The sequence below is a fragment of the Gammaproteobacteria bacterium genome (assembly GCA_028817255.1).
Lineage (GTDB): Bacteria > Pseudomonadota > Gammaproteobacteria > Porifericomitales > Porifericomitaceae > Porifericomes > Porifericomes azotivorans.
In genome coordinates this window covers 1-2,044 of sequence record JAPPQA010000013.1, presented here as the reverse complement: position 1 = coordinate 2,044, position 2,044 = coordinate 1, and the positions used below count along the sequence as shown (strand labels likewise).

2 protein-coding genes are annotated in these 2,044 nt (G+C 63.3%); both read left to right on the top strand.

Annotated features, from left to right (window positions below):
* Positions 1 to 14 precede the first annotated feature (14 nt).
* A complete protein-coding gene (locus OXU43_00580; protein MDD9823674.1) occupies positions 15 to 308 on the top strand; it encodes a DUF2282 domain-containing protein in 294 nt (97 codons plus the stop codon).
* Positions 309 to 374: 66 nt separating this feature from the next.
* Positions 375 to 2,044: DUF692 family protein (locus OXU43_00575; protein MDD9823673.1), on the top strand; the 1,670-nt coding region annotated here is incomplete at its 3' end.

Sequence of the window (2,044 nt, the reverse complement as noted above, 5' to 3'; positions counted from 1 at the left end):
TAAGGAGGAAAATCATGGCTCAACAAAAATTGTTCCATTCCACCCTGGCCGGCATCCTGGCCGCGGGCGCTACAGCTTTCGCCGCCCAGGCGGGGGCGGCGGTGCCTGACGCGCCCGCAACCTGGGAAAAATGCGCCGGTATCGCCAAGAAAGGCATGAACGACTGCGGCTCGCTGGACGGCAAACACCAGTGCGCCGGGCAAGCGACCGCAGACGACGACCCGAACGAGTGGGTCTATGTGCCCCAGGGCACTTGCGCCAAGCTTACCGGGGGAGTGGTCGCGGCGACCAAGCCCGCAAAGAAGTAATTCGCGCCACCACCGTAAGCGCCGTGCCCCTCCCCCCGCTGCGGGAGGGGCACGGCCCGTAAGACAATGCGGGCATCGGCAAAAACCCCGGACGCCGCCCCGGACACAGGAATAGGCGGCGTCGGCATCGGCCTGCGTTCGCCGCACGTAGAGCGAATCCTGGCCGGCGGCCTCGGCATTCGCTGGCTGGAAATCCTGGCCGACAATTACCTCGCGCAGGGCGGCCGCTGCCGCCGCGACCTGGAAAGGCTGCGCGCGAACCACCCATGCACCTTTCACTGCGTGGGCATGTCCATCGGTTCCGGCGACGCGCTGAACCTGGAATACCTGGACGCGATCAAGGCGCTGGCCGACCGTTACCAGCCGGCATGGGTTTCCGACCACCTGTGTTTCGTGTCCGCGCAGGGCGAATACCAAAACGACTTGTTGCCGCTGCCTTACACCGAGGAGGCGGTGCGGCACGCCGCCGACCGCATTGCCCGCATACAGGAGCGGCTGGGGCGGCGTATCCTGATCGAGAACGTTTCCTGCTACCTGGATTTCCGGCACTCGACGATGAGCGAGGCGGAATTCGTCAACGCCGTTTGCGAACGGGCCGACTGTTTCCTGCTGCTGGACATCAACAACCTCTACGTAAACCAGGTGAACCTGGGAACCCCGGCGCAGGAGTTTCTGGACGCCGTTGACATCGGGCGCATCCGGGAGATTCACCTGGCGGGTTTCGAGCAAAAAGAAGGCTTTGTGATTGACGCGCACAATCACCCGGTTTCGGAAAATGTGTGGCAGCTTTACGAATCCTTTATAGCCGCGAATCCGCGGATTCCCACGTTGATCGAATGGGACTTCGATATCCCCGGCCTGGACCGGCTGCTGGAGGAAGCGCGCAAGGCCGAGGCCAGGTATCCGCAGCAGGCGCGGGAGGCGCCTTCGGGCGCAAACCCGGGCGCAACGGCGGGGCACAAGGCGAAACCGCGGGCAAAACCGCAAGCCTTCGGCGCCGCCGGCCCGGAGATGGCGCCCGCGCGCCGGCAACGCCGGGACGGGAACCCTCCGTCGGTCAAAGCCCTGCAAGAGCGCTTTTTGCGGGCATTGAAGCACGACGATTCCGCGTTGCGACCGCACATCCGCACGCTGCCCCAGCTGCCGCCGCCGACGCAGATCTCGATTTACCGCAACAACGCGGACAACGCGCGCATTCAGGCGCTGGAACAGTGTTATCCCGTTTGCGTACGGATTCTCGGCGGGCGGTATTTTCGCCAACTGGCAAAGGCATTTATCCGGGCGCATCCGTCAAGGCACCCCGACCTCAACCGCTACGGCGCGGAAATGTCCACTTTTATAAGCGAACTGGCACAGGCCCGCGAAGAGCTGCAAGACTTCGCCTACCTGCCCGACCTGGCCCGTCTCGAATACCTGCACCACCGCTGCTACTACCGGGAAGACGATGCGCGCACCGACTATGCCCTGCTAAAAGAAAGCTGCGGCGAAAGGGAGCGGCAACCGAGACTGTCTTTAAACCACACCGTCGCGTTGCTGAGCTCCGACTTCCCCGTCTATGAAATCTGGCGGGCGCACCAACACGCCAAGCCGCCCGCCGAATTCGAGCAGCCGCCGCAACCGCAGCGAATCTGCGTCTATCGCGAAAAAACCACGCCTCGGATCGAAAAAATTACAGACGGCGACTACCTGATTTTGCAGGAAGCGACACGCGCGCCCGCACTGGACGAACTCATCGA

Excerpts from the sequence above, each read along its gene's own strand:
- OXU43_00580 (MDD9823674.1), top strand. The coding sequence starts at position 15 with ATGGCTCAACAAAAATTGTTCCATTCCACCCTGGCCGGCATCCTGGCC.